The organism is Marinobacterium iners (assembly GCF_017310015.1).
Lineage (GTDB): Bacteria > Pseudomonadota > Gammaproteobacteria > Pseudomonadales > Balneatricaceae > Marinobacterium > Marinobacterium iners.
This window is the reverse complement of sequence record NZ_CP022297.1, coordinates 2,022,681-2,048,102: the sequence shown is the minus strand read 5'-3', so window position 1 is coordinate 2,048,102 and position 25,422 is coordinate 2,022,681. Positions and strand designations below refer to the sequence as shown.

General features: G+C 55.5%; 29 protein-coding genes. 20 read left to right on the top strand and 9 right to left on the bottom strand.

Annotation, left to right across the window (positions count from 1 at the left end; all coding sequences use genetic code 11):
* Positions 1 to 299: 299 nt before the first annotated feature.
* Positions 300 to 686: a nucleoside diphosphate kinase regulator gene (rnk, locus tag CFI10_RS09835; RefSeq protein ID WP_206834249.1), complete on the top strand. Its 387-nt coding sequence runs from the start codon at positions 300 to 302 to the stop codon at positions 684 to 686.
* A 96-nt stretch (positions 687 to 782) separates the two neighbouring features.
* Here the strand turns inward: rnk and paaK are convergent, their stop codons facing one another.
* The 6 genes from paaK to paaF are packed head-to-tail and all read right to left on the bottom strand — an operon-like array spanning position 783 to position 6,913.
* Complete coding sequence (paaK, locus tag CFI10_RS09830; RefSeq protein ID WP_091823946.1) at positions 783 to 2,093, bottom strand: phenylacetate--CoA ligase PaaK; 1,311 nt, start codon at positions 2,091 to 2,093, stop codon at positions 783 to 785.
* Between the two features lie 59 nt (positions 2,094 to 2,152).
* The gene (pcaF, locus tag CFI10_RS09825; RefSeq protein WP_206834248.1) at positions 2,153 to 3,361 is read right to left on the bottom strand and encodes a 3-oxoadipyl-CoA thiolase; all 1,209 of its coding nucleotides are present in this window, start codon (positions 3,359 to 3,361) and stop codon (positions 2,153 to 2,155) included.
* Positions 3,362 to 3,372: 11 nt separating this feature from the next.
* Entirely contained in the window at positions 3,373 to 3,828 is a 456-nt protein-coding gene (gene paaI / locus CFI10_RS09820; RefSeq protein ID WP_091823952.1) for a hydroxyphenylacetyl-CoA thioesterase PaaI, read from the bottom strand.
* Complete coding sequence (gene paaH, locus CFI10_RS09815; RefSeq protein WP_206834247.1) at positions 3,825 to 5,330, bottom strand: 3-hydroxyacyl-CoA dehydrogenase PaaH; 1,506 nt, start codon at positions 5,328 to 5,330, stop codon at positions 3,825 to 3,827. Before paaH ends, paaI begins: the two co-directional genes overlap by 4 nt.
* Before the next feature lie 3 nt (positions 5,331 to 5,333).
* The gene (paaG, locus tag CFI10_RS09810) at positions 5,334 to 6,125 is read right to left on the bottom strand and encodes a 2-(1,2-epoxy-1,2-dihydrophenyl)acetyl-CoA isomerase PaaG (RefSeq protein WP_206834246.1); all 792 of its coding nucleotides are present in this window, start codon (positions 6,123 to 6,125) and stop codon (positions 5,334 to 5,336) included.
* Between the two features lie 5 nt (positions 6,126 to 6,130).
* The gene (gene paaF, locus CFI10_RS09805) at positions 6,131 to 6,913 is read right to left on the bottom strand and encodes a 2,3-dehydroadipyl-CoA hydratase PaaF (RefSeq protein WP_206834245.1); all 783 of its coding nucleotides are present in this window, start codon (positions 6,911 to 6,913) and stop codon (positions 6,131 to 6,133) included.
* 403 nt (positions 6,914 to 7,316) lie between these two features.
* Here paaF and paaN point away from each other — a divergent pair, with 403 nt between their 5' ends.
* From paaN to CFI10_RS09780, 5 genes are all read left to right on the top strand, one after another.
* Entirely contained in the window at positions 7,317 to 8,987 is a 1,671-nt protein-coding gene (gene paaN / locus CFI10_RS09800; RefSeq protein WP_206834244.1) for a phenylacetic acid degradation protein PaaN, read from the top strand.
* Positions 8,988 to 8,998: 11 nt separating this feature from the next.
* Entirely contained in the window at positions 8,999 to 9,784 is a 786-nt protein-coding gene (locus tag CFI10_RS09795; protein ID WP_206834243.1) for an enoyl-CoA hydratase-related protein, read from the top strand.
* 147 nt (positions 9,785 to 9,931) lie between these two features.
* Positions 9,932 to 10,678 carry an SDR family oxidoreductase gene (locus CFI10_RS09790; RefSeq protein ID WP_206834240.1) on the top strand — a complete coding sequence of 249 codons (747 nt, stop codon included), beginning with the start codon at positions 9,932 to 9,934 and terminating at the stop codon, positions 10,676 to 10,678.
* A 44-nt stretch (positions 10,679 to 10,722) separates the two neighbouring features.
* A complete protein-coding gene (locus CFI10_RS09785) occupies positions 10,723 to 11,388 on the top strand; it encodes an HAD-IA family hydrolase (RefSeq protein WP_091823979.1) in 666 nt (221 codons plus the stop codon).
* Between the two features lie 9 nt (positions 11,389 to 11,397).
* On the top strand, positions 11,398 to 12,438 hold the full coding sequence (locus CFI10_RS09780; protein ID WP_425270394.1) for a S49 family peptidase: 1,041 nt from the start codon (positions 11,398 to 11,400) through the stop codon (positions 12,436 to 12,438).
* On the opposite strand, the gene CFI10_RS09775 is transcribed toward CFI10_RS09780, so the two are convergent.
* Positions 12,430 to 13,023 carry a Maf family protein gene (locus tag CFI10_RS09775; protein ID WP_091823981.1) on the bottom strand — a complete coding sequence of 198 codons (594 nt, stop codon included), beginning with the start codon at positions 13,021 to 13,023 and terminating at the stop codon, positions 12,430 to 12,432. The two genes, CFI10_RS09780 and CFI10_RS09775, sit on opposite strands and share 9 nt — an antisense overlap.
* A 210-nt stretch (positions 13,024 to 13,233) precedes the next feature.
* Between CFI10_RS09775 and CFI10_RS09770 the strand changes: the two genes are divergently transcribed.
* From CFI10_RS09770 to CFI10_RS09705, 14 genes are all read left to right on the top strand, one after another.
* Entirely contained in the window at positions 13,234 to 13,668 is a 435-nt protein-coding gene (locus tag CFI10_RS09770; protein ID WP_242529945.1) for a YceD family protein, read from the top strand.
* A gap of 17 nt (positions 13,669 to 13,685) precedes the next feature.
* On the top strand, positions 13,686 to 13,865 hold the full coding sequence (gene rpmF / locus CFI10_RS09765) for a 50S ribosomal protein L32 (RefSeq protein WP_091823987.1): 180 nt from the start codon (positions 13,686 to 13,688) through the stop codon (positions 13,863 to 13,865).
* 2 nt (positions 13,866 to 13,867) lie between these two features.
* The gene (gene plsX, locus CFI10_RS09760; protein ID WP_206834238.1) at positions 13,868 to 14,911 is read left to right on the top strand and encodes a phosphate acyltransferase PlsX; all 1,044 of its coding nucleotides are present in this window, start codon (positions 13,868 to 13,870) and stop codon (positions 14,909 to 14,911) included.
* Between the two features lie 93 nt (positions 14,912 to 15,004).
* The gene (gene fabD / locus CFI10_RS09755) at positions 15,005 to 15,934 is read left to right on the top strand and encodes an ACP S-malonyltransferase (protein ID WP_206834237.1); all 930 of its coding nucleotides are present in this window, start codon (positions 15,005 to 15,007) and stop codon (positions 15,932 to 15,934) included.
* A 25-nt stretch (positions 15,935 to 15,959) separates the two neighbouring features.
* On the top strand, positions 15,960 to 16,703 hold the full coding sequence (gene fabG, locus CFI10_RS09750; protein ID WP_206834236.1) for a 3-oxoacyl-ACP reductase FabG: 744 nt from the start codon (positions 15,960 to 15,962) through the stop codon (positions 16,701 to 16,703).
* A 182-nt stretch (positions 16,704 to 16,885) separates the two neighbouring features.
* Positions 16,886 to 17,119: an acyl carrier protein gene (gene acpP, locus CFI10_RS09745; protein ID WP_010323864.1), complete on the top strand. Its 234-nt coding sequence runs from the start codon at positions 16,886 to 16,888 to the stop codon at positions 17,117 to 17,119.
* Positions 17,120 to 17,213: 94 nt separating this feature from the next.
* Positions 17,214 to 18,452, top strand: coding sequence for a beta-ketoacyl-ACP synthase II (gene fabF / locus CFI10_RS09740; protein ID WP_206834235.1), 1,239 nt, complete (start codon positions 17,214 to 17,216; stop codon positions 18,450 to 18,452).
* A 16-nt stretch (positions 18,453 to 18,468) separates the two neighbouring features.
* Complete coding sequence (gene pabC / locus CFI10_RS09735) at positions 18,469 to 19,314, top strand: aminodeoxychorismate lyase (protein WP_206834234.1); 846 nt, start codon at positions 18,469 to 18,471, stop codon at positions 19,312 to 19,314.
* Complete coding sequence (gene mltG / locus CFI10_RS09730; protein ID WP_206834233.1) at positions 19,308 to 20,342, top strand: endolytic transglycosylase MltG; 1,035 nt, start codon at positions 19,308 to 19,310, stop codon at positions 20,340 to 20,342. The genes pabC and mltG overlap by 7 nt, the downstream gene beginning before the upstream one ends.
* A 6-nt stretch (positions 20,343 to 20,348) precedes the next feature.
* Positions 20,349 to 20,984 (top strand): dTMP kinase, encoded by a 636-nt coding sequence (gene tmk / locus CFI10_RS09725; RefSeq protein WP_206834231.1) that lies wholly within the window; start codon positions 20,349 to 20,351, stop codon positions 20,982 to 20,984.
* Positions 20,974 to 21,966 carry a DNA polymerase III subunit delta' gene (locus tag CFI10_RS09720; RefSeq protein WP_206841785.1) on the top strand — a complete coding sequence of 331 codons (993 nt, stop codon included), beginning with the start codon at positions 20,974 to 20,976 and terminating at the stop codon, positions 21,964 to 21,966. Before tmk ends, CFI10_RS09720 begins: the two co-directional genes overlap by 11 nt.
* 19 nt (positions 21,967 to 21,985) lie before the next feature.
* Positions 21,986 to 22,336: a PilZ domain-containing protein gene (locus tag CFI10_RS09715; RefSeq protein WP_091824011.1), complete on the top strand. Its 351-nt coding sequence runs from the start codon at positions 21,986 to 21,988 to the stop codon at positions 22,334 to 22,336.
* 12 nt (positions 22,337 to 22,348) lie between these two features.
* Positions 22,349 to 23,128 (top strand): TatD family hydrolase, encoded by a 780-nt coding sequence (locus CFI10_RS09710; RefSeq protein ID WP_206841783.1) that lies wholly within the window; start codon positions 22,349 to 22,351, stop codon positions 23,126 to 23,128.
* Between the two features lies 1 nt (position 23,129).
* Complete coding sequence (locus tag CFI10_RS09705) at positions 23,130 to 24,035, top strand: radical SAM protein (RefSeq protein WP_206841781.1); 906 nt, start codon at positions 23,130 to 23,132, stop codon at positions 24,033 to 24,035.
* A gap of 27 nt (positions 24,036 to 24,062) precedes the next feature.
* Here CFI10_RS09705 and CFI10_RS09700 read toward each other — a convergent pair whose 3' ends face one another.
* On the bottom strand, positions 24,063 to 24,629 hold the full coding sequence (locus CFI10_RS09700; protein ID WP_206841778.1) for a chemotaxis protein CheW: 567 nt from the start codon (positions 24,627 to 24,629) through the stop codon (positions 24,063 to 24,065).
* Positions 24,626 to 25,420, bottom strand: a complete 795-nt coding sequence (locus CFI10_RS09695) for a hydroxypyruvate isomerase family protein (RefSeq protein ID WP_206841775.1) — start codon at positions 25,418 to 25,420, stop codon at positions 24,626 to 24,628. Before CFI10_RS09695 ends, CFI10_RS09700 begins: the two co-directional genes overlap by 4 nt.
* Between the last annotated feature and the right edge of the window lie 2 nt (positions 25,421 to 25,422).

The following is a 25,422-nucleotide window of genomic DNA, read 5'->3' as shown; positions in this document are numbered from 1 at the left end:
AGGGGGCTTGCGTTCAGGTCGGTAAAACGTTAACAATAGCTGTCAACATACCTAATATTCAGAAGGCGCCTCACGGGGGCGCCTTCTCAGTTTTGAACGTTGTCATGCATCACCCGATCAGTACTCAGAAACCTGCGGCCTGTCTTGTTCAGGCCCCGCCAACCTGCCGCTGACGCTGATAGACCTGTATCAGCACGGTACAGGTCGTCGGGTGCACTTCGCTTTTTCCACTGATCCCTTTTATTTATCGTTGTACCTCAAGCCAGGTACAACCTGTTGTCACAATGATGGAGTTGAAAATGGCTGAAATGCCCGGAATCAAGGTGTCCGAGAAGGACGTTGACCAACTGGAAGCCATGCTGGAGCGGAAAGAGCACCGGGACAATCCCGCACTGGATGGCTTGCGGACGGAGCTGGAGCGTGCCGACATTGTGCCGCTTGAACAGCTGCCGGATGATGTGGTGCGGATGAACTCCACCGTGACCTTCAAGGTGGAGGAAAGTGACAAAACATTCCAGCGTACGCTGTGCTACCCGCATCAGATGGCTGGCCGTGAAGACGGGATCTCAATTGTGGCGCCGATAGGGTCAGCGCTGCTGGGGCTGGAAGTGGGGCAGACCATCGACTGGCGCCTGCCGGATGGCAAACACAGCCACGTGCGTATTATCGAAGTCAGCCATGCATGAGTGCTGATGTGCGCCCTCCTGCAGCAGGCAGGCGTACGACGCAACAAAAAGGCCGGTCATCATGACCGGCCTTTTGCGTAATGGGACAAGCCCGATTCAGCCCTTGTTGCGCAGGTCAGACACACGCTGTGCCTTGCCTTCGGAGCGGGCAATGGTACCCGGCTCACCGATGGTGATGCGGGTGCTGATGCCGATGTAGGACTTGATGTGGTGCGACAGCTCCTTGGTGACGGCATCCTTGTTGGCTGCAGTCGCTGCCGGAGTCAGTTCCACCTTCACTTCAACCATGTCCAGGTTGCCGTTCTTGGTGACAACGATCTCATAGTGGGGCGCCAGTGCTTCGACCTTGAGAATCTGCTCTTCGATCTGGGTCGGGAACACGTTCACCCCACGGATGATCAGCATGTCATCGGAACGACCGGTAATCTTGTCGATGCGACGCATGGAGCGAGCGGTGCCCGGCAGCAGGCGAGTCAGGTCGCGAGTGCGGTAACGCACAACCGGCATCGCTTCCTTGGTCAGAGACGTGAACACCAGTTCACCGTACTCGCCATCCGGCAGTACTTCGCCGGTGTTCGGATCGATGATCTCCGGATAGAAGTGGTCTTCCCAAATGGTGGGGCCGTCTTTGGTTTCGATACACTCCATCGCCACACCCGGTCCCATGACTTCGGACAGGCCGTAGATGTCGACCGCATCGATACCGGCACGCTCTTCGATGCTCTTGCGCATCTCACCGGTCCAGGGCTCGGCGCCGAAGATACCGGTACGCAGACGGATCTTGCGAGGGTCTACGCCCTGGCGTTCCATCTCATCCAGAATGTTCAGGAAGTAGGACGGAGTCACCATGATCAGATCCGGCTCGAAATCCTGAATCAGCTGAACCTGCTTCTCGGTCTGGCCGCCTGACATCGGGATGACGGTGCAGCCCAGGCGCTCGGCACCGTAATGTGCGCCCAGACCACCGGTAAACAGGCCGTAACCATAGGCAACGTGAACCTTGTCACCGCGGTGGCCGCCAGCAGCGCGGATGGAGCGTGCAACTACGTTGGCCCAGGTGTCGATATCGTTCTGGGAATAACCCACTACGGTCGGCTTGCCGGTCGTACCGGAAGAGGCGTGGATACGCACTACATCTTCCATCGGAATGGCGAACATGCCGTATGGATAGTTGTCGCGCAGATCCTGCTTGGTGGTGAACGGGAAGTGCTTCAGGTCTTCCAGAGACTTAAGCTCGTGCGGGTGCACACCCTTTTCATCACACTTCTGTTTGAAGTGGGGTACGTTGTTATAGGCGTGCGCCAGGCTCCAGCGCATACGGCGCAGCTGCAGAGAACGCAGTTCGTCGATGCTGGCTGTTTCGATTTCTTCAAGGGAACCGCGCATCATTGGCTGTTGATAGTTCATGCTTATTATTATCCCGTTGCTTGTAGGTTAATAATTATTAGATTCCTGAAGCCGCAGCATCAGACTCGTTCAATAATTGTTGCAATACCCTGGCCGACACCGATGCACATCATGCACAGTGCATAACGGCCACCGGTACGGTGCAGTTCGTACATGGCAGTTGTGATCAAGCGCGCACCACTCATGCCCAGCGGATGCCCCAGAGAGATGGCGCCGCCGTTGGGATTAACGTGTGCCGCATCGTCCGGCAGACCCAGATCGCGGGTGACGGCCAGTGCCTGAGCAGCAAACGCTTCGTTCAGCTCGATGACGTCCATATCTTCAATTTTGAGCCCGGCCTTGGCCAGAACCTTGCGTGCGGCCGGTGCCGGACCGAAGCCCATGATGCGTGGTTCAACACCAGCTGTCGCCATGGCGACAATGCGCGCTTTCGGTGTCAGGCCGTGGGCCTTGGCGGCTTCAGCGGAGGCGATCAGCAGGGCACAGGCACCATCATTGACGCCGGACGCGTTACCCGCCGTTACGGAACCGCCAGCTCTGAACGGTGCTTTTAGCCCCGCCAGGATTTCCATGGTGGTATCGGCACGGGGGTGCTCGTCAGTGTCAACGACCTTGGGGTCACCCTTACGCTGGGGAATGGTGACCGGCACGATCTCCTGGGACAGTTTGCCATTCTGTTGAGCAGTAGCGGTGCGCTGCTGGCTGCGGAAGGCAAAGGCGTCCTGATCCTCACGGCTTACATTGAAGTCGGCCGCAACGTTCTCGGCGGTTTCCGGCATGGAGTCCACGCCGTACTGAGATTTCATCAGCGGGTTGATGAAACGCCAGCCGATAGTGGTGTCATACAGACCATTCGGATTGCGGGTAAAAGCGGATTCGGCCTTACCCATCACAAAAGGTGCGCGGGACATGGACTCGACGCCGCCGGCGATCATCAGTTCACAGTCACCGGACTTGATGGAACGGGCCGCAAGGCCAACTGCATCCATGCCGGAACCGCACAGACGGTTAACGGTCGTGCCTGGAACGCTCACCGGCAGGCCAGCCAGCAGAGAGGACATGCGTGCTACGTTGCGGTTGTCTTCACCGGCCTGGTTGGCACAACCGTAGATCACGTCATCCACCTGGCTCCAGTCAACATCCGGGTTACGCTGCATCAGCGCCTGCATCGGAATGGCGCCCAGGTCATCGGCGCGCACGCCGGCAAGAGCACCGGCATAACGACCGATCGGCGTGCGGATCGCATCACAGATAAAAGCGTCTTTCATTGGGTTTCTCCTCAGGCCGTGGTCTCGTCTTCCGGGATGACACTACCCTTGATCTGGTAGGACTTGCCGCGGAAGAAAGCCAGCTCTTCATTGTTCTGGTTATAGACAGTGATGTCATACACGCCGGTGCGTCCCTTGCGTTGACGCTCCTGTGCAACCGCGGTGAGACGATCACCGAGGAAGCCGGGAGCGACGTATTCAATGCTGCAACCGCTGGCAACCGTTACTTTATTGTAGCTGTTGCAGGAGTGGGCAAAGGCCGTGTCTGACAAGGCGAAAATAAAGCCGCCGTGACACATGCCGTGACCGTTCAGCATATCCTTGCGTACGGTCATGCTCAGACGGGCATAGCCGGGGCGAGTCTCGTCAATGCTGATCTCAAGTCCCTGTGCGGCATAGTCAGTGGTATGCATTGCTTCGCTGCAGGCAACGGCAAGTTGCTCCGGAGTCATATTGTCAACGCTCATGCCTTACGCCCTCCTGCAACCTTTCGCAGCAGCAGGGGAGACGGACGATAGCGGTCTTCACCATAGCTGGCGCCAATGTTGCGCAGCACATTCAGAATGCGGCCTAGGCCTACTTCCGTTGCCCAGCTGATCGGCCCGCGCGGATAGTTGACACCACCCTGCATGGCGATATCGACCGCTTCCTCGTTGCATACCTGCTGATTGACGGCGTCGAAGCCTTCGTTGGCCAGCATGGCCAGGGTGCGCATCACGATCATACCCGGGATATCATCGATCACGCTGACCGCCTTGCCGGCCGCCTGGAACAGGCCGGTGGCCTGGCGTACGGCGTCGGCATCGGCCTGATCAGCCGGAGCCAGCGCAATGCGGGTTGAGGCCGCGTAATCCAGTGCCAGATCAAACTGAATCAGGTTGCGGTAGCCGGTCTCGGCGGCACGGACGGTGCTGAACTGGCCATTGGTCAGGACCAGTGTGGCATCACCGACGCGGATGCGGCCATCGCCTTCGGTGCGAATCACTTCAATACCGGCGGCTTCAAACTGAGCGACCAGCGGCTCGGCAACACCCAGCTCACCCTCGATGGTAACGCTGGCCGGCTTTTCAGCAGCTTCGGCCGTCTGAGGCTGAGGCTTGACCGCGCCTTCCCTGTAGTCGTAGAAGCCCTTGCCGCTCTTGCGGCCGAAGTGACCGGCATTGACCAGTTCAAGCTGAATCAGGGAGGGCAGGAAACGCTGGTCGTTGTAGTAGGCCGCGAACACGGAGGAGGTCACCGCATAGTTCACGTCATGGCCGATCAGGTCGGTCAGCTCGAACGGCCCCATACGGAAACCTCCGGCTTCACGAATGACCGCGTCGATGGTGGCGTTATCAGCACCGCCTTCCTGCGAGATACGGAAACCTTCTGCATAGAAGGGGCGCGCTACACGGTTAACGATAAAGCCCGGTGTAGACTTGGCATGAACCGGCTTCTTGCCCCAGCTGGCGGACAGGCTATAAATGGCATCGGCCACGTCCTGGCGTGTATCCAGACCGCTGATCACTTCCACCAGCTTCATGATCGGAGCCGGGTTGAAGAAATGCATGCCCACCAGGTTCTGCGGACGCTTCAGCGTGCTGCCTATGGCGGTTACGGAAATGGAGGAGGTGTTGGTGGCCAGTACCGTGCTTTCGGAACAGATCTCTTCCAGCTTTCCGAATACGCTCTGCTTCACGTCCAGCCGCTCGACAATGGCTTCAATCACCAATGCGGCGGGAGCCATCTCTTCAAGCGAGGCGATGGGAGTGATGCGTGCAACCAGCGCTTCAACCGCTTCTGCCGTCATCTTGCCGCGCTCGACCAACTTCTGCAGCCCCTTGGCAACGCCGTCACGACCGCGAGCGGCTGCGCCTTCAGCGGCATCAAACAGCAATACCGGGTGACCGGCCTGAGCCGCTACCTGAGCGATACCGGCACCCATGGTACCTGCACCAATTACACCAATAACGGAATTAGTATCAAACATGGATCACTTGCCTTTGAAGTCGGGCTGACGTTTTTCCATGAACGCTTTGACGCCTTCACGGTAGTCTTCGGTGCGACCAGCCAAAGTCTGCAGGTCACGTTCAAGATCCAGCTGCTCATCGAAGCTGTTGTCCCAGCTGGACTGAATGGCACGCTTGATCAGAGCCAGACCCTTGGTTGGCTGAGTCGCCAGACGCTTGGCCATGGAGAGTGCTTCATCCTTCAGCTGCTCGTCATCGATCACCTGCCAGATCATGCCCCAGCTCTGAGCCTGTTCGGCACTGATTTTGTCACCCAACATGGACAGGGCCATGGCGCGGGCGTGGCCGACCAGACGCGGCAGCGTCCAGGTGCCGCCGGAGTCCGGCACGAGACCAATCTTGCAAAATGCCTGAATGAAGGAGGCGGAGCGCGCTGCCAGTACGATGTCGCAGGCAAAGGCGATGTTGGCACCCGCGCCAGCGGCAACGCCGTTTACGGCACAGATAACCGGCATTTCGAGGCCCTGCAGGGTCCGGATCAGTGGGTTGTAGTTTTTCTCGATGGACTCGCCCAGATTCGGCATCTCGGCATTGGGATCCACGTTACGATCGCTCAGGTCCTGGCCGGCGCAGAAACCGCGACCATTACCGGTGATCAGCAGGCAGCGGACACTGCCATCTTTCTTCACCTGCTTCAGCGCATCGCGAACTTCGCCATGCATCTGAGTGTTGAAACTGTTCATCCGATCAGGACGGTTCAGGGTCAGTACTGCAACCCCTTCGGTAATTTCAAATTCGATGGTTTCGTATGCCATGGCGGTTATTTTCCTGTGAAGTTCGGTTTACGTTTTTCCATGAACGCAGCGATGCCTTCATTGCGGTCTTCAGTGGCGGCGAGCAGGGTGAACGCCTTGCGCTCAAGGCTCAGGCCGCTGTCCAAAGTGGTATCGTATGCCTTGAGCAAAACTTCCTTGGCCTGGCGTACGGCAATGGGCGGCTTGGTTGCGATCTTGCGCGCCAGTTCAGTTGCACGCTCCAGTGAACGCTCCGGAATGGTAACTTCGCTGATCAATCCGAAGTCCCGAGCCTGCTGGGCAGAAATGAATTCGCCGGACAGCACCAGCTGCATCGCCATCGATTTGCCGACGGTGCGAATCAGGCGCTGTGTACCCCCGGCGCCGGGAATAATACCAAGATTGATTTCCGGCTGGCCAAACTGGGCATTGTCACCGGCAATCACGATGTCGGCATGCATCACCAGTTCGCAGCCGCCACCCAGTGCAAAACCGTTTACGGCGGCGATCAGGGGCTTGGGGAATTGGGCAATACGACGCCAGTGCTGAACGCGCGGATCGTTAAGTACGCCCACAGCGTCAAGTGCCGCCATTTCCTTGATGTCAGCCCCGGCGGCAAAGACCTTTTCGTTGCCAGTGATGACAACAGCGCGGACACTGTCATTGTCACTGCACTGCTGGAGTACGTCCGCCAGCTCGCTGAGCAGCTGGGTACGCAGCGCGTTGTAGGCTTCCGGACGGTTGAGGGTGATGGTCAGAACACCATCAACGACCTCAGAAACAAGGATGTCCTGATACTCGTGTTGCATAGAATTACCGTCATCTGTGTTTTGTTATTTTACGCATCCGGTAAAGCGGCTAAGCTTGTGGATGCGTCCGCCGTATTGGCAACAATCATGGGGCCTGCAGCTTGCACATATATAAGTTGTAGTAATCCGGCAAAGCGGCCCGACAGTTGGCGCAAGGTTAACCTAAAATTGAAAAGAGATACAATATTTAGCACTTATATTGTTCTTTTCGTATCACAATCTTTGTTGTATCGTGTTGGATCATAACGACTACTATAGTCACGATCGCGCGCAGATGCTGCTATCACCTGCAGTAATGCTTCTGATCTTTGCGTGCAGCAATGCTGTCAACGTATGCAGAATACATAACCAGAATAAGCTTGCGCCGTAACAGATCCGGCGTTCAGCACAATGGGAGACCCTGATGAGCGACAATCTTTTTGCCAAGCATAAAGCGACTTTGGATGGCGCACTGAAAGCGATTCATAGCCGCGATTACTTCAGCCCCTGGTCTGAAAATCCGAGCCCTCGCGCCTACGGTGAAACCGCTGCTGAAGACGGAGAGGCGGCGTTCAAGGCCCATCTGAACCAGCCGTTCGAGCTGGATATGCCGGGTATCAGCGGTCGCACCGGTGCCGAAGTGTCCCCTTACGGCATCGAGATGAACATTCAGTACCCGACCGTGGATATGGACAAGCTGCTGCCGGCGATGGAAGAAGCGCGGAAAGCTTGGCGTGACGCAGGTGTTGAAGGGCGTACCGGTATCTGTCTTGAGATTCTGGATCGTCTGAACAAGCGCAGCTTCGAGATCGCCCATGCGGTGATGCATACATCAGGTCAAGGTTTCATGATGGCGTTCCAGGCCGGTGGCCCGCACGCCCAGGACCGCGGCCTTGAGGCCGTTGCCTATGGTTATGAAACCATGGCCAGCGTGCCGACTCAGGCGACCTGGACCAAGCCGCAGGGCAAACATGACCCGCTGGTAATGGAGAAGAAGTTCACTGTCTGTGGCCGTGGTGTTGCGCTGGTGATCGGTTGCTCCACTTTCCCGACCTGGAATACATACCCGGGCCTGTTTGCGTCTCTCGTGACCGGTAACCCGGTAGTGGTCAAGGCACATCCGGCTGCTGTACTACCGGCGGCGATCAGCGTTAAGGTTGCGCAGGAAGTGCTGAAAGAGCAGGGACTGCCACCGCATATCGTGTCTCTGTTTGTTGATGCCGATGCTGCCAAGCCGGAAACCATGACCCTGGCTCAGCGTCCGGAAGTGAAGCTGATCGACTTTACCGGCAACACCGCGTTTGGTGACTGGTTGGAACAGAACTGCCCGCAGGCACAGGTATATACCGAGAAGGCCGGTGCCAACACTATCGTCATCGACTCTACCGATGACTTCAAAGGCATGGTGCGTAACCTGGCGTTCACTCTGAGCCTGTATTCCGGTCAGATGTGTACTACCACTCAGGACATTTTTGTGCCGAAAGACGGTATCGATACCGATCTTGGTCACAAAAGCTTTGATGAAGTGGCTGAAGCGCTTGCAACCGGCGTAACCAAGTTCCTGTCTGATCCTGACCGTGCCGCCATGGTGCTGGGCGCCATTCAGTCCGAAGCCACTGACAAACGTATTGATGACAGCAAGTCATTGGGTACAGTGGTGCGCGACTCCGAGCGTCTGACACATCCGCAATTCGAGAATGCGCGTGTACGCAGCCCGCTGATCATGACTATCGATGCCGCCAAGGAAGATGTCTGGGGGCAGGAGCTGTTTGGTCCGATCAGCTTTATCGTGCGCAGTGACAGCCGTGACCACAGCATTGAGTTGGCACGTGACATCGTGAAGAAGCATGGCGCCATCACCATGGGCTGCTACAGTAGTGATGATGCTCAGCTTGAGAAGATTGAAGAAGCGGCGCTGGATGCCTGTGTGGCACTGAGTGTCAACCTGACCGGCGGCGTATTCGTCAACCAGAGTGCGGCATTCAGTGACTTCCATGCGACTGGTGGCAACCCGGCTGCCAATGCTAGCCTGACAGACTACGCGTTTGTGTCCAACCGCTTCCGCTTCGTGCAGAGCCGTCGTCATCCGAAGTAAAAGGTATGATCATGGAATTTGAAACAGTTCTGGTGGAGGTGCGTGATGGTGTCGGTATCGTCACGCTGAACCGCCCAAAGGCGTTGAACGCGCTGAACCTGCAATTGACCTCTGAGCTGGGGCAAGCGATTGATGCTCTGGAAGCGGATGACAATGTCCGCTGCATCATGCTGACCGGTGGTGAGCAGGTGTTTGCGGCTGGTGCCGATATCAAGGAGATGAAAGAGCACAACTTCGCCTCCCTGTATGCGCTGAACTTTCCCTACGTGAAGCGTGACGGCTGGCGCGCCATTGATGAAGCGCGCAAGCCGGTGATCGCGGCCGTGGCAGGTTTTGCACTCGGCGGTGGCTGCGAAATGGCCATGGCCTGTGACTTCATCATTGCCGCTGAAACCGCCAAGTTTGGCCAGCCCGAGATCGGCATCGGCACCATGCCTGGTGCCGGTGGTACTCAGCGACTGACCAAGGCGGTGGGCAAAGCCAAGGCGATGGAGATGTGTCTCACCGGTCGCATGATGGATGCTGAAGAAGCCGAACGCAGTGGTTTGGTGTCGCGTATCGTACCGGCGGAGGAGTTGCTTGAGGCCGCCTTCAAGACGGCGCGCAAGATCGCATCCAACTCGGCTCCGGCCGTGGCTATGATCAAGCAGGCCGTCAATATGGCTGTGGATGCTCATTTGGCGGATGGACTCCGTCATGAGCGCCATGCCTTCCAGTCCACCTTTGCTTTTGAAGACTGCTCAGAAGGCATGAATGCCTTTGCTGAAAAGCGCAAGCCTGAATTCAAGCATCGTTGATCGGCTGATTTGATCCACCAAAAAACCGCTGTCGCTTGCGTCAGCGGTTTTTTCGTTGAGAAGAGGCTGTGGACGTGTCCTGAGGCATGGGTCAAAATAGGTTTTGTTACTGATATTGAAATACGTTTAATTTAAATGGGTAAGCGAATGACTTTCAAAGGAAAGCGTGCCTGGGTAACCGGTGCGAGCTCGGGTATTGGTCAAGCGGTAGCGCGTGCTTTGGCGGTCGAGGGTGCTGAGGTGGTGCTCTCGGCCCGCCGCGCTGATCGCCTGCAGTCGCTGGCGCAGGAGTTGAGCCAACAGGGCGCCCAGGTACGTGTAGAACCGGTCGACGTATCCGACCGCGCTGCCATGGAGTCGCTTGGCCTGCGTCTGGCTGAGGGCGGCGGTATCGATATCCTGATCAACAACGCCGGCACCATGCCGATCAGTCCGATCATTAACGGTCGTGTTGATGAGTGGGAACGCATGATCGATGTGAACATCAAGGGCGTACTTTATGCGATCAATGCCGTGTATTCAGGGATGGCGGAACGCAAGCGGGGTCATATTGTCAATGTCAGTTCGATTGCTGCGCGTACGACCTACCCCAGTGCAGGTGTTTATGCCGGCACCAAGCATGCGGTCAGAGCTATTTCCGAGACCCTGCGAAAGGAGTCGATCCGCTTTGGTGTGCGTGTAACCGATATACAGCCGGGCTCGGTTGACACCGAACTGCCAGACAGCATTGGTCATGACAAGATTCGTGGCATCGTCAAAAGCAACATGTACGGTAACGACTCGGCCATGCTTAAGCCCGAGGATATCGCCAACGGTATTATGTATGCCCTGTCGCAGCCCGAACATGTGGATGTGGGTGAATTGCTGATCTGGCCAACACGGCAGGAAAACTGAGGCATGGAAGGGCACACTGTAGTGTGATTTTTAAGGAGTTTGGCTTGTATAAGCTGCTGATTTTTGACTGGGACGGTACCATAATCGACTCGACCGGACGCATCGTCTCCAGCATTCGTGCTGCGGCACGAGATCTTGAGCTGCCACTGCCGACGGAAGAGGCATCGCGCGATATCATCGGACTGGGTTTGCCTGAGGCGCTCAGAATACTGTTTCCGGCCTCGGGTGATGAGGTTATTGAGCCTATGACCCGGCAATATGCCCACTATTATCTGGGTGTGGATGAAACACCGACTGCGCTGTTTCCCGGAGTGCAGCATACGCTTGAAAGCCTTCACCGCAAGGGATATCGGCTAGCGGTTGCAACCGGCAAAAGCCGTCGCGGGCTTGAACACGTGCTTGCCGAAACAGGCTTGGGCTGGTTGTTTGAGTTGTCGCGCTGCGCGGATGAAACCACGTCCAAGCCAGATCCGCACATGCTGCACGAGATTCTTGAGCAGACGGGTGTGGAGCGGCACGAAGCATTGATGATCGGTGATACGGAATACGATCTTGAGATGGGCAGCCGTGCCGGAATCGATACGGTTGCGGTCAGCTATGGTGCTCATCATATTGACCGCCTCAAAGTGCTCAAGCCAGTCAGGGAAGTGCACCACTTCCCTGAATTGGAGCAGTGGCTTGATGGTGAGCGCAACAAACTTATCAGTTGAGGGATTAATGTGAGCGATAATCATTGGGGTGAATCGGAAGAAGTGGGCCGGTCACAGGATACGGAATCATCAAAAACACCAACGGATGCAAGGGAAGTGGATCGCCCGAGTACACAGCGTGAGTGGCGCCTGATTGAAAAAGTCGTTAACAGTCTGAATGTAGAACATAGGCGTGCGCGCCGCTGGGGTATTTTCTTCAAGCTGCTTACATTTTCATATCTGTTTGCGCTGTTGTGGCTGTTCTGGTCAGGCAGTAACTTCAATGCGGAGGATGTGGTGCCTCAGGCACATACCGCCGTGGTTGAGGTGTCGGGGCCAATCATGGATGGAGAAGAAGCCAGTGCTGATGCCATCATTACCGCGCTGCGTAATGCTTTCAAAGCGGACCGCAGTCATGCTGTGGTGATGCGGATCAACAGCCCCGGTGGCAGTCCGGTGCAGTCCGGATATGTCTATGACGAGATCAAGCGCCTGCGTGAGCTGTATCCACAGAAAAAACTTTACGCGGTAATCACGGATATTGGTGCATCAGGCGCCTATTACATGGCCGCTGCGGCCGATGAGATATATGCTGACAAGGCAAGCCTGGTCGGTTCAATTGGTGTGATCTCATCCAGCTTCGGCTTTGTAGACCTGATTGAGAAGATCGGTGTTGAGCGTCGCACATTGACCGCCGGTGAGAACAAGGCGTTCCTCGATCCTTTCAGTCCTCTCAAGGATGAGGATCGTGAGTTTTGGCAAACGGTACTGGAAACCACACATCAGCAGTTTATCCGCGAGGTGAAGAATGGGCGTGGTGATCGGTTGAAGGGTGGCGATGAATTGTTTTCGGGGTTGATTTGGACGGGAGAGCAAGCGCTTGATCTGGGCTTGATTGACGGACTTGGCAGTACTTCCATGGTGGCACGTGAAGTCGTCGGGGTCGAGAAGTTGGTTGATTATACCGCTCGGCCTCAGCCGCTGGATCGTATTATCGAGCGGCTGGGTATTGGGGTCGCCAAGCAGTTGTCGCTGGAGCTCGGACTGAGTTCTGAGCAAGTGCTACGCTGAAATCTGGAAGAGGTTGATCCCTTCCTGCTCAAGCATTCGGACCAGCTCAATCAATGGCAGTCCAATCAGAGCATTGGGGTCATCCCCTTCGAGGCGCTCAAAGAGTACAATGCCGGCAGCTTCCGACTTGAAGCTGCCGGCACAGTTATAAGGCTGCTCATGCTGCAGATATCCCTCGATCAGTTGATCGCTGAGCGGGCGAAAATGCACATGATAGGGTATGACCGCCAGTTGATGCTGCCCGGTGGCGGTATTCAGCAGGCAAAGGCCGGTTAAAAAGGTCAATGTGCGACCTGATGCATCTTTTAGTTGCTGTCGGGCACGCTCGTGAGTGCCGGGCTTGCCGATGATCTGATCATCCAGTACTGCAACCTGATCGGAGCCGATGATCAGTGCGTCCTTGAAGGTGGGAGCTACCGCCTTGGCTTTTTCCAGTGCCAGGCGAGCGACCAGATCTGCAGGCGCTTCTGTTGGTATTGGGGTTTCATCAATATCGGGGTGCTTGGTGCGGTAGGGCAGGCCAAGCTTGTCGAGTACCTGGCGACGCCAGGGGGAGCTGGAAGCTAGAACAAGGTTGGGCAACATGGGATATCCTTACACGGCTGCGAAATAAAACCTGTCGTGTCCATGTTAACCCTAAAATTAATCTCTGAAACCCCTATTTTCTTTGACAGGACGGGGTTCTGACCATAGAATTGCGCGCTTATGTCGTACGGTCCATTACCGAAGAAAGTTGACCCTCGCAAACTGGCAGAGCGGGAGGCCGAATTCAGAGGCACAGCCAATATAGCTGATATGCCCCGATTGGCTTCCTGTCTTGTGGATAGTGAAGGTACCGTTGAGGTCCAGATCCGGTTTGCCAAGGATGAACAGCGCTTGCGGGTTATCAGTGGCGAAGCGCATGGCAAGGTCCGTATGACTTGTCAGCGTTGCCTTGAGCCCGTCAGTGTCGAGATTGATGCATCGCTCAATCTTGCCGTGACACTGACAGACGAGCAGGCACAGAATCTGCCCCGTTGCTATGATCCTTTGATCATGGAGACGGACGAGATTGAACTGCTGCCCATCATCGAGGATGAGTTGATGCTGAGCCTGCCGCTCGTGCCTTTTCACGATGATTGCAGTATTCAGACCTCGTTCGGTGACGCAGAGACGGCCCGGACGCAGGAAGAAAAACCAAACCCTTTCAGTGTATTGGCCCAGCTTAAAGAAAAGGCCGATAAGAGTTAAACCAGGAGCTATATACCATGGCAGTACAGCAGAACAAAAAGTCTCGTTCAAAGCGCGATATGCGTCGCTCACACGATGCACTGAGCGGCCCGACTCTGGCTGTAGACGCAACTACCGGTGAAGTACACCGTCGTCACCACGTCAGCGCTGACGGCTTTTACCGTGGTCGTCAGGTCATCGCCCAGGGCGACGAGTAAGCTTGACGGCTGGATATTGCATCGCGGTTGATGCAATGGGCGGGGACTTCGGTCCCCGCGTTACCGTTCCTGCTGCCATTGATGCCTTGCGGCGTCATCCCTCCCTCCGGATTCTTCTGGTTGGCAGGCAGGAGCAGATAGCCCCTCTTTTGTCACACTGCACTTCCATTGAATTAGATCGTCTTGCTGTCGTTCATGCCGATTCTGTTGTTGCCATGGATGAAAAGCCCGCACTTGCGCTGCGTCGTCGCAAGGATTCTTCCATGTACCTTGCTCTGCAGGCCGTTGCTGATGGTCGTGCCCATGCCTGTGTCAGTGCCGGAAATACAGGGGCGCTGATGGTGCTGGGGCGCGGCATTTTGCAGACCTTGCCGGGGATTGATCGACCGGCCATCACTTCGGCTGTTCCGACCGTGAATGGTCACTGCTATATGTTAGATCTTGGTGCCAATGTTGATTGTACCGCCAGCCACCTGCTGCAGTTTGCCATCATGGGATCTGTTATGGTCAGGGCGGTGGAAAATATCGACCGTCCACGTGTTGGGCTGCTCAATATTGGTGCTGAAGAGATCAAGGGTAATGAGCAGGTGAGGCTGGCCTCGCGCCTGCTGGCAGAGCAAAAGCAACTCAACTATGTTGGCTTTGTTGAAGGTGATGGGGTTTTTTCAGGTCGAGCGGATTTGGTGGTGTGTGACGGTTTTGTTGGCAATATTGCGCTCAAGAGCAGCGAGGGGCTGGCAAGATTGATCAGTCGCAAGCTGAGGCGCAGTTTTGGTCTTAATCTCTATCGTCGTCTGTTGGCATTGTTGGCTCGGCCTGTGTTGCAGGAGTTGCAGGCTCAGCTGGATCCCGGTCGCCGTAATGGTGCAAGCTTGCTTGGGCTGCAGGGGATTGTGGTCAAGAGTCACGGTGGTGCCAATCGCAGCTGTTTTGGCTACGCGCTTGATCAGGCGGTCTCAGAGGCACAAATGAATGTGCCGGAGCGTATCAGTGAGCAGCTTGAGCTCGATCTGCAAAGCCGTGACGGTAGTGCCAAAACGTTCTAATTACGCCCGAATGTTGTACACTTACCCCCTTTGAGCGTCCTTCAGCAGCAGCGTTGAAGGGCGAAGTCACTCGTGTGCAGAAATGGGGAAGCCATGTCTCAATCGCTTGCTTTCGTTTTTCCCGGTCAGGGGTCTCAGCAGCTGGGTATGTTGTCTGAGCTGGCTGCGGATCATCCGGTTATTCAGGAAACCTTCGCAGAGGCCTCGCAGGCGCTGGGTTTTGATCTGTGGGATATAACCCAGAATGGCCCGGAGGAAGCGCTTAACAGTACCGAGAACACGCAACCTGCACTGTTAACCGCAGGTGTTGCTCTATGGCGCCTGTGGCAGCAGCGTGGTGGTGCTAATCCGACTGTCATGGCAGGTCATAGTCTGGGTGAGTACACAGCGCTGGTATGTGCCGGAGCCATGAGTCTTGCGGATGGTGTTCGCCTGGTCAAGCTGCGCGGGGAGTATATGCAGCAGGCGGTGCCGGCTGGTACCGGTGCCATGGCTGCTATTCTGGGGCTGGATGACGACGCCATAGCAGCAGCCTGTGAATCGGCTGCAGAGGGTGCCGTGGTATCTCCCGTGAACTACAATTGCCCGGGGCAGGTTGTCATTGCCGGCGAAAAAGCGGCTGTTGAGCGAGCTATTGAAGCATGCAAGGCTGCCGGGGCCAAACGGGCCATTCCGTTGCCTGTCAGCGTACCTTCTCACTGTGCGCTCATGCGCCCTGCGGCAGATCAGATGGCACAAGCGATGAGTGCGATTGAGTTGCAGATGCCACATATTCCTGTGGTGCAGAATGTCAGTGCTGACGTGCCTGGTGATCTTGATAGCCTTAAAAATAACCTGTTGCAGCAGCTCTACAGTCCGGTGCTGTGGACAGCCTCGGTGCAGAAAATGGCCGCCGATGGCGTTGAAACACTCATAGAGTGCGGCCCCGGCAAGGTTTTGACGGGCTTGAACAAGAAGATTGATCGTGCTCTTGTGGGGATGTCGATCAGTGATCCGGCAGGCCTGGAAAAGGCGCTGGGCTGAGTATTCAGATGATTGGGAAGGCAGAATGAGTATTGAAGGAAAAGTGGCGCTGGTGACGGGCGCAACCCGGGGTATTGGCAAGGCGATAGCAATCAACTTGGCGTCACAGGGCGCGGTGGTGATTGGTACCGCAACCAGTGAGAAGGGGGCGGATGCAATCAGTGCCTATCTGACTGAGGTGGGCAACAAGGGTTGTGGCATGGTGCTGGATGTGGCGGACGCCGCATCAGTTGATTCTGTGCTGAAGCAGATTCAGGCCGACTTTGGCACCATCGAGATTCTGGTGAACAATGCTGGCATTACGCGCGACAATATTCTCATGCGAATGAAAGACGATGAGTGGGATTCGGTTCTGAATACCAATTTGACGTCTGTCTATCGTCTGGTTAAAGGTTGCCTGCGTGGCATGACCAAGGCGCGCTGGGGACGCATTGTCAGCGTCAGCTCAGTGGTTGCGTCCATGGGTAATGCCGGGCAGGCCAACTATGCGGCCGCCAAGTCGGGCATGGAGGGCTTTACGCGTGCGCTGGCCCGTGAGGTTGGTTCTCGCAATATTGCGGTCAATTGCGTCGCTCCGGGGTTCATTGACACCGATATGACGGCAGGCCTGGCTGATGAGCACAAACAGAACCTGCAGTCACAGATTCCGATGAGCCGCCTTGGGCAGCCTGAAGAAGTGGCCGCTGTTGTGGGCTTCCTTGCGGGTGATGGCGGAGCCTATGTCACCGGTGATACCATTCACGTGAATGGCGGAATGTACATGTCCTGATCAGGGACAAAGGCGGACATCACAAAAATTTGTTTTTTCCGCCGATTTGTTGATAATTGGCCGTCAGCTGACGGTAAATAAAATTCAGACCGTCACGCTTGTTGCCAGAGCGTAATGGGTTTTCTAAAATTCCATGTCGCATCCTGCGATGTGATGGTGTTGAGAAGAAAATAGGAAGAGATATGAGTAACATTGAAGAGCGCGTAAAGAAGATCATCGCTGAACAGCTGGGCGTTAAAGAAGAAGAAGTTGTTAACTCTGCTTCCTTCGTTGAAGATCTGGGTGCCGACTCCCTGGATACTGTTGAGCTGGTAATGGCGCTGGAAGAGGAATTCGAGACTGAAATTCCTGATGAAGAAGCTGAAAAGATCACGACTGTTCAGCTGGCGATCGATTACATCAACGCTCATCAGTAATCAATCCCGACCGAATTAGCCGAAAAGCCGCATCTATATGCGAATATAGTGCGGCTTTTCTTTTGTACAGGCCTTCTTTGGCTGGAGGAGTAGGATGTCTCGCAGAAAAGTTGTTGTGACCGGTATCGGTCTGCTGACACCCGTAGGCAGTGCCGTTAAGGACACCTGGAGCAATATCCTGGCCGGTAAAAGCGGTGTGGCACCCATCGATTTTTTTGACGCTTCCCAATTCGCAACTCGCTTTTCTGCATCGGTCAAGAATTTTGATCTTGAGCCTTACATGAGCCCCAAAGAGGGGCGCAAGATGGATCTGTTTATTCAGTACGGAATGGTCGCTGCAGCCCAGGCCATCGACGATTCCGGTATTGAAGCCAGTGACGCCAATTCTCACCGTATTGGTTGTGCCATTGGCTCCGGCATCGGTGGCTTACCGATGATCGAGAAAACCCATGATATTCTTAACGGCAGCGGTCCCCGCCGGGTATCGCCGTTTTTTGTGCCGGGCAGTATCATCAATATGATTTCAGGCAATGTGGCGATCAAACATGGCTTCCGTGGGCCTAATATTGCGATCACTACTGCCTGTACCACAGGTACCCATAACATTGGTCATGCCATGCGCATGATCCAGTATGGTGATGCTGATGTGATGGTGGCCGGTGGTGCCGAAATGGCCACAACCCCGTTGGGGCTGGCCGGCTTCTCGGCTGCTCGTGCTCTGTCGACCCGTAATGATGCTCCTCAGGCAGCCAGTCGTCCGTGGGATCGTGATCGTGACGGCTTTGTGCTTGGTGATGGTGCCGGTGTTCTGGTATTGGAAGAGTATGAACATGCCAAGGCGCGTGGCGCAAATATCTACTGTGAGCTGTCAGGCTTTGGCATGAGTGATGATGCATTCCATATGACGGCTCCGCCGGAGGATGGGGCAGGTGCGGCTCTGGCGATGCAGAATGCGATCAATGATGCAGCCATCAGTCCGGATATGATTCACTATATCAACGCTCATGGCACCTCCACTCCGGCTGGTGATATCGCTGAGTCCAATGCCGCAAAACGTGTACTGGGCAGTGCGGCAGAACAGGTACGCATGAGCTCCACCAAATCGATGATCGGTCATCTGTTGGGCGCGGCGGGTGCTGTCGAGGCGGCGTTTTGTGTTCTGGCTCTGCGTGATCAGGTTGCACCGCCCACGATCAATCTGGACAATCCATCCGAAGGATGCGATCTGAACTACGTTCCGCATGAAGCTCAGAGCTGTCGTATTGATGCAGCCATGTCGAACTCGTTCGGCTTTGGTGGCACCAACGGCACCTTGATCTTCAATCGGCTTTAAGAGGACGGGAGGCGTCTTGGTCTCCCAATATTCCATGCAGGCGCAGACGCTGGTCAATGGCCTTCCGGCCACACAGATTGATGTCACCGATCGTGCTCTCGCTTACGGTCACGGCCTTTTTGAAACGTTGCTGGTACTCAATGGCAAGCCGGTATTTTATCCGGCTCATCTGCAGCGACTGATGAATGGCTGTATGCGGCTTGGTATACCTGCTGCCGGCCTTGAGCGGCAGCTTGAAGCTGATCTTGAATACTTGGCGCTTCCCGAGACTCCCTCCGTACTCAAACTGATCTTCTCCTGTGGTAGTGGCGGCAGAGGTTATTTGACGCCTGATCCCGCTTCTCCGCTTCGTATCCTGATGTTAACGCCAATGCCCACGTATCCGGACCAGCCTGAGCGGGGTGTTCAGGTACGCTGGTGCAGCACGCGCCTGGCCCGTCAGCCACTGCTGTCAGGTATCAAGCACCTGAACCGGCTTGAGCAGGTGTTGGCGCGTAATGAATGGAGCGATCCGGCGGTACGGGAAGGGCTTATGTGTGATACCGAGGGCTGGGTCGTCGAAGGTACCATGAGCAACCTGTGCTTTATCAGGCAGCACCGTTTCTGTACACCGTTGCTGGACCAGGCCGGAATCGAGGGTGTTGTGCGCAATCAACTGTTGCAGCTGGCGGCTGATCTGGGGCTTGAAACTGAACAGGGGTACTATACCCCTGCAGAGGTTGAGTCTGCCGAAGAGCTGTTCATATGTAACAGCCTGATCGGTATCTGGCCAATAACCCGGTTGGGAGAGCGCAGATATACGCCAGGCCCATTTACGGCAAAACTGCAGGCAGCCCTGCAACAACGGATGATCTCATGCTGAAGAAAATTGTACTGCTGCTGGTGTTGATTGTGACCGTTGGGGCCTTGGCTCTTGGTTACGGATACAAGCTGCAGCAGCAGAAGCTGAATCAGCCGCTTGCAGTGGAATCTGAACGCTCTCTGATGGTTGAAAGAGGCACCTGGTTTGGTGCTTTTGCCCGACAATTGGCTGAGGAGGGCTTGATTGATGACCCTCTGTGGCTGCGCATAGAGGCAAAGCTCAATCCATCGATTACTCAGATCAGGGCCGGTGAATATCGACTCGAGCCAGGTATGAGCTTGCGGCAGCTTCTGGAGCGGGTGTTGGCCGGTGATACGGTCGACTACAGTTTTACCTTTATTGAAGGAATGAATTTCCGTCAGCTGATGATGGCGCTGGCGAGCAGTGAAGTGCTTGAGCAGCGTGCAGCAGAGATGACTGAAGCGGAGCTGCTGGCTCATCTGGGCAGTGATGAAGAGGCGATTGAAGGTTTGTTTCTGGCCGAAACCTACCACTTTGAAAGGGGTATGACTGACCTTCAGTTGCTTGAGCGTGCCCATGCGGATCTGAATGCCTTTCTGCAGCAGGCTTGGGAGGGACGCACAAAAGGTCTGCCTTATGCGTCACCCTATGAGGCTCTGATCATGGCCTCTATCATCGAAAAGGAAACCGGTGTGCCGGACGAGCGTGGCAAAATTGCAGGTGTGTTTGTGCGCCGCCTTGAGCGAGGCATGCGGCTGCAAACTGACCCAACCGTGATCTATGGCATGGGGGAGCGCTATGAAGGTCGCATTACACGAGCTGATCTGCGACGTCCTACGCCTTGGAATACCTATGTGATCGATGGGCTGCCACCCACCCCCATTGCCTTGGCCGGTCGTGAAGCGATACGTGCGGCACTTAATCCTGAAGAGGGCTCGGCACTGTATTTTGTTGCCAAGGGTGACGGAACCCATCAGTTTTCGAACACTCTGCAGGAACACAATCGTGCCGTGCGAGAGTATCAATTGCAGCGGCGAGCGGATTACCGTTCATCACCCGGGAACTAAGCGCAGATGAGCACAGGCCGTTTTATCACTGTTGAAGGCATAGAAGGGGTGGGCAAAACCACCAACCTGGAATTCATCCATCAGCAGCTTTTGAGCCGAGGGCTGGATGTCGTGCGTACCCGAGAGCCGGGCGGAACACCGTTGGCGGAATCGATCCGTGAACTGCTGTTGGCTCCGCGCAATGAGCCGGTCGCTGAACTGGCTGAGCTGCTGTTGATGTTTGCAGCTCGTGCGCAACATATCGAACAATGTATCAGGCCTGCTCTGCAACGGGGTGCATGGGTGCTCTGTGATCGTTTTACCGATGCCACTTACGCTTATCAGGGGGGCGGGCGAGGTCTGGATCAGTCACGCATAGCCCAGCTCGAAACCCTTGTGCAGGGTGGGCTGAGACCTGATCTCACGATTCTGCTGGATCTACCCGCCCGTCAGGGTATGGCACGAGCACGTGCACGCAGCATGCCGGACCGTTTCGAGGCCGAAGCGGAAGTGTTCTTTGAGCGAGTACGTGACTCTTATCTGCAGAGAGCGGCTGCCGAGCCGCAACGCTTTGCCGTGATTGATGCAGCCCCGCCGCTGGAGCAGGTGCAACAGGCTGTCGGTCAGGCGCTTGCAAGGCTGGAGAGTATCGATGCCTGCTGAGCAACTCTATCCCTGGTGTGAGCTACAATGGCAGCGTCTGCTGCAGCAGCGAGCCTCAGACCGTCTACCGCATGCCTTGCTGCTGTCAGGTCCTGCAGGTGTTGGCAAGGAAGGCTTTGCAGAAACATTGGCAAGCCTGTTGCTTTGCCATCAGCCGAATAATGATGCTCCCTGCGGTCACTGTCACAGTTGTGAGTTGCATGCAGCCGGCCATCACCCCGATCTTGTGCGCGTTTCTCCGGAAGCGGAGGGTAAGCCGATCAAGGTGGATCAGGTGCGTGAGTTGATCGAACATCTGCACAGTACTGCACAGCAGGGTGGTTACCGGGTGGTGATAATGAGTCCGGCGGAGTCGCTTAATACCTCTTCGGCCAACGCCCTGCTGAAAATTCTTGAGGAACCGGGGCGCAATACACTGCTGTTACTGGTATGCCATCAACCCGGGCAGTTGATGCCAACCATTCGCAGTCGCTGTCAACGAATCGATTTCGCCACACCTTCGGCTGAGCAGAGCGAGCTCTGGTTGCAGCAGAAGCTTAAGCTGGAACAGGATCGGGCAGCCCAGCTGCTGCGGCTGTGTCATGGCGCTCCCCTTAAGGCTCAGGCGCTGTATGAAGGCGATCTGCTGGAGCAACGCAAGAAACTGATGTCAGGATTGGCTGATCTGTTGCGAGGACGTATGGCAGCCAGTGAGCTGGCGCAACAACTGCTTAAGGCGGACCTGCTACAATGCCTGGACTGGATCAATAGCCTGTTGAGCGATATTGTACGTATTCAGCTGGCTGATCTGCAGGAGCCTGCCGTTAATGCTGACATGAAGCGGATGTTACAGGCCATTGCCAAGCGAGCGTCCAGTGCGCAGGTATTTGCACTGGCAGACAGAATTCAGGAAGAGCGCGTCAGTCTTTTGCTGCGTCAGAACCCGAACCGGCAGCTATTGCTGGAAAGGCTGTTGCTGCAGTGGGCTGAGCTGTCACGTTAAACAGAGGAGCGTTGTATCCATGGCGGTAATACCAAGAATCAGTCACGGTATCCTGTCGCTGTCCATCGATAATAAGGACAGCCTTTATAAAGCGTATATGCCATTCGTCACCAATGGTGGCCTGTTCATTCCGACAACCCGAACCTATCAGTTGGGGGAAGAAGTGTTCATGTTGCTGATGTTGATGGATGAACCCGATAAGGTACCGGTTACCGGTAAGGTTATATGGGTCACGCCCAAGGCGGCCCAAGGTGGTCGAATACCGGGCATCGGCATTCAGCTGTCTGGTGATGATGCTGCTCTGGTACGCAAAATCGAGACTTATCTGGCCGGTGCAATGGAGTCGGGACGACGTACCAACACCCTTTGATCAAGAGTTAACATGTTTATAGATTCACATTGCCACCTCGATATGCTGGACCTGTCACGGCATGATAATTCCCTCGATAACATAATGGCGGCGGCCCGCGAGCGTCAGGTTGGGCAAATGCTCTGCGTGTGTGTCGACCTGAACAGGTTCGACAGCATGGTTTCTGTGGCGCAAAGTCAGCCCAATGTCTGGTTTTCTGCCGGCATTCATCCGTTGCATGTTGAAGAGAGTCCGTTTGATCGGGAGCTACTGGCAGAGTTGGCTCAGAATCCACGTATTGTGGCACTGGGCGAGACTGGTCTTGACTATCACTACACCAAAGAAACACTGGAACAGCAGCAGTCCAGCTTTGCCGGGCACCTGCAGCTGGCGGCCGAGATGGATCTGCCCGTGATTGTTCACACCCGCGACGCGCGTGAAGATACCATCCGCCTGATTCATGAGCATGGCAGTTCGGAATCGGCCGGCGTGTTGCATTGCTTTACCGAGTCGCTGGAAATGGCGAAGTCGGCACTTGATCTCGGTTACATGATCTCGTTTTCTGGCATCATCAGCTTCCGTAATGCAGCCGAGCTGCGCGACGTAGTGAAAGCGGTGCCCCTGGAGCGGATGCTGATCGAAACTGATTCCCCATACCTGGCGCCGGTACCTCACCGGGGCAAGCAGAATCAGCCGGCCTATGTGGCAGATGTTGCCGCATGTGTCGCCGAGCTTAAGGGTATTTCAGTCGAGCAGGTTGCCGAGCAGACTACGGCCAACTTCCATCAGTTGTTCAAGCGTACTCAGCCCTGAAATGCATTATTTCCAGCCTCCGGTCGATTATATCGAGCCTGTATTTCGTCCTCCGAGCGAAGCTGATTCGCTGATTCTCCAGGTCAGCAATGGTTGCAGCTGGAATCGCTGTACCTTCTGTGACATGTATATTGACGACCATAAGCGCTTCAGGCCCAAGCCTGAATCAGACGTTCTGGCCGAGATCGAACGTTGTGGTCAGGTAATGCCCTGGGTGCAACGTGTATTTCTGGCAGATGGTGATGCCATGGCACTGTCGGTAAGGCGCCTGAGCAGCATTCTGGAAGCGATCCGTACGCATCTGCCACAGGTACGAAGAGTGTCGGCGTATTGTTTGCCAGTCAACCTGAAGCGCAAGAGCGTGGAAGAGCTGCAACGGTTGCGTGAGCTCGGGCTGACACTCATCTATATGGGGGCTGAAAGTGGCTCTGACAACGTCCTGGCGGCCTTCGACAAAGGGGAAACCTTTGAGAGTACTGCTGAAGCTCTGCTCAAGGCGCAAAAGGCAGGCATAAAGCGCTCCGTAATGCTGATTAACGGGGCAGGAGGTCGGCGGTATTCCGATGAGCATGCTGAAGCTTCAGCTCGGCTGGTCAACTTGACGCAGCCAGAATATCTGGCAACTCTGGTGCTGTTTTTTCGGCGAGGTGCCGAACAGCGTGTGCGTGCTGGCTACGATGGTGATTTTGAACCTTTGGATGCGGAAGGTCTATTTCGTGAGATGCAGCTATTGATCAGTGCGACCGAGCTGAAGCAGACGGTCTTTCGCAGTGATCATGTATCCAATGCACTGGTGTTGAAGGGCACGTTGGGGCGGGACAAAGCACGTTTGCTGTCAGAAATTGAAGCAGCTGTTGAGTGGGTGCAGCAACATCATATTCCAATGCGCCAACAGGAGCGTTTCTAAGGGGACCTAAGCCCCCTTAGAGCTGGCTTAGTAGCCGCGTTGGGCCTTGAGCTCTTCTTCGCTCAGCGGGGTGATGCTCAACAGCATTTTGGTCAAGTCGAGCAGAATGATCAGGATGTTGTTGTAGTAGCAAACGCCTTGTACAAAGCGCTTGGTGGAGTCATCGCTGGAAACATTCGGGGCGCGATCCACATCGTTGTGTGGTAGGTTGATGACCTCATCCACACTGTCGACCACTAGTCCGATCACTTCCTGTTCATTGAACTCAACCACGATGACGCGTGTGTCGTCATCATAAGGTACCAGCGGAAGTCCAAACATGCGGCGGGTATCGATGACGGTCACTACATTACCGCGCAGGTTGATGATTCCCAGTATCGCCTTGTCGGCTCCGGGTACCGGAGTAATCTCACTGAAGCGCAGGACTTCTTTAACCTGCATTACGTCGATGCCATAGAGTTCATCATCTACCCGAAAGGTTGCCCACTGATGGTAGACAATCTCTTCCTGCTGGGCACGGCGTGAGCGTTCGGAATCGGCCTGTTGTCCGGCCTGCAGTGTTTTCAGGTGTTCAGCCGCGGCGTTTAGACTCATGCTGTTCTGTCCTGTGTAATCCAAGGTTGCAACCATTCAAGGCTGGATTCTGTTTGGCCTGAAGGGTTGTATTCAAGACTTATATAGCCGGAGTATCCCATAGCCTCAATAGCCTTGAAAAGGTTAGAGAAGTTAATTTCACCGCTGCCGGGCTCATGACGGCCTGGAACGTCCGCGATCTGTATATGTCCGATGTGTGTACTCAGGCGATTCAGAGTGTTGATCAGGTTCCCTTCCATAATCTGCATGTGATACACATCATACTGCAAACGGGTACTCGGCAGATCAAGGCGTTTGATCAGGTCTACAACCTGAGTACTGTAGTGCAAGCGGAAACCCGGCAGATCTTCGGTGTTGATTGCTTCGATCAGCAGCTCAACATTGGCCTTATGGCACTGCTGAGCGGCCAGTCGCAGGTTTGATTCCAGTGCCTGCTGAATCTGTTCTTCGTTTTGCCCGCAAGGTGTAATGCCAGCCAGGAAGTTGAGCTTGGGCACACTCAGCCGCTTTGCCCACTGCAGCGCAAGCGCCAGGCCATCCGCAAATTCACTTTGGCGCCTTGGGTCACAGCACAGGCTGCGATCGCCATTGTCCCAGCCACCGGCCGGAATATTGATCAGTATCAGCTCTAGCTGCTGTTGACTCAAGGCATCGGCAACAGCTTCCAGTCCAAGAGCGTAAGGAAACTGGATTTCGACAGATGAAAAGCCGGCGGCACGGGCAGCCGCGAAGCGCTCCAGAAACGGAAGTTCGGTAAACAGCAGGCTGAGGTTGGCGGCAAAACGCAGCATGG